Origin of the sequence: Parvibaculum sp. (assembly GCF_049671045.1) — a bacterium.
Taxonomy (GTDB): Bacteria; Pseudomonadota; Alphaproteobacteria; order Parvibaculales; family Parvibaculaceae; genus Parvibaculum.
Map to the genome: position 1 here is coordinate 1 of NZ_JBATUH010000125.1, position 4,703 is coordinate 4,703.

General features: G+C 63.8%; 3 protein-coding genes. All 3 read right to left on the reverse strand.

The window, feature by feature from the left end:
* On the reverse strand, nucleotides 1-2,003 hold a 2,003-nt coding region (locus WBG82_RS14910; protein ID WP_424425546.1), incomplete at its 3' end, for an acetyl-CoA carboxylase biotin carboxylase subunit.
* A 10-nt stretch (nucleotides 2,004-2,013) separates the two neighbouring features.
* Nucleotides 2,014-3,546 carry an acyl-CoA carboxylase subunit beta gene (locus WBG82_RS14915; protein ID WP_424425548.1) on the reverse strand — a complete coding sequence of 511 codons (1,533 nt, stop codon included), beginning with the start codon at nucleotides 3,544-3,546 and terminating at the stop codon, nucleotides 2,014-2,016.
* Nucleotides 3,547-3,719: 173 nt separating this feature from the next.
* Nucleotides 3,720-4,529 carry an ATP12 family chaperone protein gene (locus WBG82_RS14920; protein WP_424425550.1) on the reverse strand — a complete coding sequence of 270 codons (810 nt, stop codon included), beginning with the start codon at nucleotides 4,527-4,529 and terminating at the stop codon, nucleotides 3,720-3,722.
* Between the last annotated feature and the right edge of the window lie 174 nt (nucleotides 4,530-4,703).

Sequence of the window (4,703 nt, forward strand, 5' to 3'; positions counted from 1 at the left end):
ACGGCATCGACGGCGAGGCTGTCGCCGGGCTTCGCTTCGATCGCCGCAACGGTGCAATCGCGTTCGGCGCGGAGAATGTTCTCCATCTTCATCGCCTCGACGATGGCGAGCGGCTCGCCGGCCTTCACTTCCTGGCCGACTTCCACCGCGATCGACTTCACGAGACCGGGCATCGGACAGAGGAGATATTTCGACGTGTCCGCCGCGACCTTCTCGGGCATGAGCAGATAGAGCTTATGCGCGAGTGGCGTGCGGACGGCCGCATGAACCGTCGCGCCGCGATAGCGGAACACATAGCCCTTCTTCGCCCTGTCGAGCTGCACGACGATGGGCTCACCGTCGACCGTGCCGGAGAAGACGGGCTTGCCGGGCGTCCAGTCGCTGGCGACGACGTGGCGGCCTAGCTGCGTCGTGCCTTCCTCGTCGAGAAGCGTGACCTCGACGCCCGCATCCCCGTCGCCGGAGATCATGGCGCGCTGCACCCAGTCGCCGAGGGTCACCACCCATTCGTGCGGCAACTGGCGCGGACGGCCCGGCAACTGGCCGCTGATCGCCACCGCGCGCTCGGCGTGGATCTTGTTGATGAAGACTGCGATGGCCGCGATCTGCGCCTTGCGCGCCGGCGCCAGTTCGACGCCGTGGAAGCCTTCGGGGAATTCCTCGGCGATGAAGCCCGTGGTGATGTTGCCCGAGCGGAAGCGCGGATGCTCCATGATCGCGCCGAGGAACGGAATGTTGTGCTGAATGCCCTCGATGCGGAACTGATCGAGCGCGACCGACATGTGGTCGATGGCGCTGATGCGATCCGGCCCGTGCGTGCAGAGCTTGGCGATCATCGGATCGTAATAGATCGAAATTTCGCCGCCCTCATAGACGCCCGTATCGTTGCGGATGGTGAGCCCGTTGGCCGTGCCTTCCGCAGGCGGCTGATAGCGCACGAGGCGCCCCGTCGAAGGCAGGAAGTTGCGATAGGGATCTTCCGCATAGATGCGGCTTTCCATCGCCCAGCCATTGATCTTCACGTCATCCTGCGTGAGCGAGAGTTTCTCGCCCGCCGCTACGCGGATCATCTGCTCCACGAGGTCGATGCCGGTGATAAGCTCCGTCACCGGATGTTCGACCTGAAGGCGCGTATTCATTTCGAGGAAGTAGAAGTTGCGGTCCTTGTCGACGATGAATTCGACCGTGCCCGCGCTTTCGTAATTCACGGCCTTGGCAAGCGCCACGGCCTGCTCGCCCATGGCCTTGCGCGTCTTCTCGTCAAGGAAGGGTGACGGCGCCTCTTCGATGACCTTCTGATTGCGGCGCTGGATCGAACATTCACGCTCGAGCACATAGATGGCATTGCCATGCTTGTCGCCGAGCACCTGGATTTCGATGTGGCGCGGCTGCGTCACGAACTTCTCGATGAAGACGCGATCGTCGCCGAAGCTCGACAGCGCTTCCGACTTCGACGCGGCGAAGCCTTCCGCCACTTCCTTCTCGGACCAGGCGATGCGCATGCCCTTGCCGCCACCGCCCGCCGACGCCTTGATCATCACCGGATAGCCGATTTCGTTGGCGATCTTCACCGCCTCCTTCGCATCGGCGATGACGCCGAGGAAGCCCGGAACCGTGCTCACCTTCGCGGCATTGGCGAATTTCTTCGACTCGATCTTGTCGCCCATCGCCTCGATGGCCTTGATATTCGGCCCGATGAAGGCGATGCCCGCTTCCTTGAGCGCGATGGCGAATTTCGGATTCTCGGAGAGGAAGCCATAGCCCGGATGAACGGCCTCGGCGCCCGTCTTCTTGCACGCCTCGATGATCTTCTCGATCACGAGATAGGACTGGGCGGCTGCCGGCGCGCCGATATGCACGGCCTCGTCCGCCATCTCCACATGCAGCGCGTCCTTGTCGGCGTCGGAGTAAACGGCAACGGTCTTGATGCCCATCTTGCGCGCCGTCTTGATGACGCGGCAGGCAATCTCGCCTCGGTTGGCGATCAGGATTTTCTTGAACATGGGATCGCCCTCAAAGCGGGATGTTATTGTGCTTCTTCCACGGGGTCTCGACCTCCTTGTCGCGCAGGAGAGCGAGCGCCCGCGCGACGCGAATGCGCGTCGAGTGCGGCATGATCACCTCGTCGATATAGCCACGCTCGGCCGCCACGAACGGATTGAGGAAGCGATCCTCGTAAGCCTTCGTGTGCGCCGCGATCTTCTCCGGATCGCCAAGGTCCTGACGATGGATGATCTCGACCGCGCCCTTCGCGCCCATCACCGCGATTTCGGCCGTCGGCCAGGCATAGTTGAGATCGCCGCGGATGTGCTTCGACGACATGACGTCATAGGCGCCGCCATATGCCTTGCGCGTGATGACCGTGATTTTCGGCACCGTCGCTTCGGTATAGGCGAAGAGCAGCTTCGCGCCGTGCTTGATGAGACCGCCATATTCCTGCGCCGTGCCCGGCAGGAAGCCCGGCACGTCGACGAAGGTGACGATCGGAATGTTAAAGCAATCGCAGAAGCGCACGAAACGCGCCGCCTTGCGGCTCGCATCCGAGTCGAGCACGCCCGCAAGCACCATCGGCTGGTTCGCCACGATGCCGACCGTGCGGCCCTCGATGCGGGCGAAGCCCGTGATGATGTTCTTCGCGAAGCTTTCCTGAAGCTCGAAGAAGTCGCCCTCGTCCACGACCTTGAGCACCAGCTCCTTCATGTCATAGGGCATGTTCGGGTTGGCGGGGATCAGCGTGTCGAGCGACATCTCGATGCGCTTCGCATCGTCGAAATAGGGGCGCTCCGGAACATCGTCGCGGTTCGACGACGGCAGGAAATCGACGAGGCGGCGGATCTGGCCAAGCGTGACGACGTCATTGTCCCAGGCGCCGTCGGCGACCGAGGACTTCACCGTGTGAACGCTCGCACCTCCAAGCTGCTCGGAGGTCACCGTTTCGTTCGTCACCGTCTTCACGACATCGGGACCCGTCACGAACATGTAGGACGTGTCGCGCACCATGAAGATGAAGTCGGTCATTGCTGGCGAGTAAACGTCGCCGCCCGCGCATGGGCCCATGATGACAGAGATCTGCGGAATGACGCCGGAGGCGATCACGTTGCGCGTGAACACTTCGCCATAGCCGCCCAGCGCATCGACGCCTTCCTGAATGCGAGCGCCGCCCGCATCGAAGAGTCCGATGATGGGAGCGCCGGTCTTCAGCGCCATGTCCTGCACCTTCGTCATCTTCTTCGCATGCGCGCGGGAGAGCGACCCGCCGAACACCGTGAAGTCCTTGACGAAGACATAGACGGGGCGGCCATTGACCGTGCCCCAGCCGGTGACGACGCCATCGCCGGGGATCTTCTGCTTCTCCATGCCAAAGTCCTGGCAATCATGCTCGACGAACATGTCGAACTCCTCGAAGGAGCCCTCGTCGAGAAGAAGCTCGATGCGCTCGCGCGCCGTGAGCTTGCCGCGCGCATGCTGCGCGTCGATGCGCTTCTGCCCACCGCCGAGCCGGGCGATCTGCCTGCGCTCCTCAAGCTGGCGAATAATCTCTTTCATTCCGCCCCCTGAAGCCCATGAGCCAACCGGGATGTGGCCGGGCATAATCGATATGAAGGTTACCGGACATGGGCCTTGTTTTCAGGCTCGCCCCGGCATGATGCAAGGGGGTTCAATACCACCCAAAACGCCTTTTTGCCAATGGCTTGCAACTCGATTCCGGAGGCCGGAACTTACGTAGCGTCAGAAAGGAGATCGAGGAAGCGGGCTGTATCGGCAAGCTCCTGGCGCCGCGTGGCAAGGCGCGCGGCCTCCTCCTCGTCCTCGCCGCAAAGCTCCATCTGCCAGGCTTCGTCGACATGGGCGGCATCGAATGCCTGGCCGGCGTCGAGCCGACCGTGGAGGAGCGCAAGCCCGATCACCGCCGAGCCCGTCAGCGTCACGGCGTTATGCAGCGCGGAAAGCTGGAAGGCATCGGCGTCCGCAATCGCCGCCCTGAGCGCGGCGATCGCCGCCTCGTCCTGCGCGACATGGACGATCGTTTCGGTCACCCTGAGCCCCGCGCCGAACTCGCGCGCCGCCCATTCGACGAGCGGCGACCAATGCGCCGCCTGCCGCCTGGCGAGCTCCAGCGGGTGATCGACCCGGTAGCAGACAAGGTCGCTCGAGGCGAAGGTCGCGACTTCTTCGACGACGGCGTCATGCCTCGGCATCACGCGATCTATCGCGGTATTGGCGAGCTTCGTCAGCCACATGCCGCGCGGATCGATCAGCTCTCCCTGACGGTTCCATTCCTCCGCCATGGCGCGCGCCAGCGCCGCGCTCGGCACGACGAGCGGCGAGCGGGCGGGCGTCTTGACCCCGCGCCCGTCGAGCAGAACCGTGAAGCCGCCATCAAGGGGGGCAGCCATCGCTTCCTTGTAGAAGCGCTTCGGCAGTGTACGGAACGCATTGCGCCCCGGATGCTCGACCTGCTCGTCGAGAGATCTGTTGCGCCCCAGCTCCGAAAGGAGGGGCGCGAAAATGGAATCCTCGTCACTCATACCCATACGCTCACTTACCGAAGAGCCCGCCGATACCCTTGCCGATGCTTTCCACCGCGCCGCCGACACCCTTGGCCGCGCCTTCGGCAGCGCCGCCGACCGCACTGCCCACGCCCTTGACCGCGCCGGTGACGCCGCCCGATTCCTGCGCGGCGCTGGCGGCGAGCCTGGCGC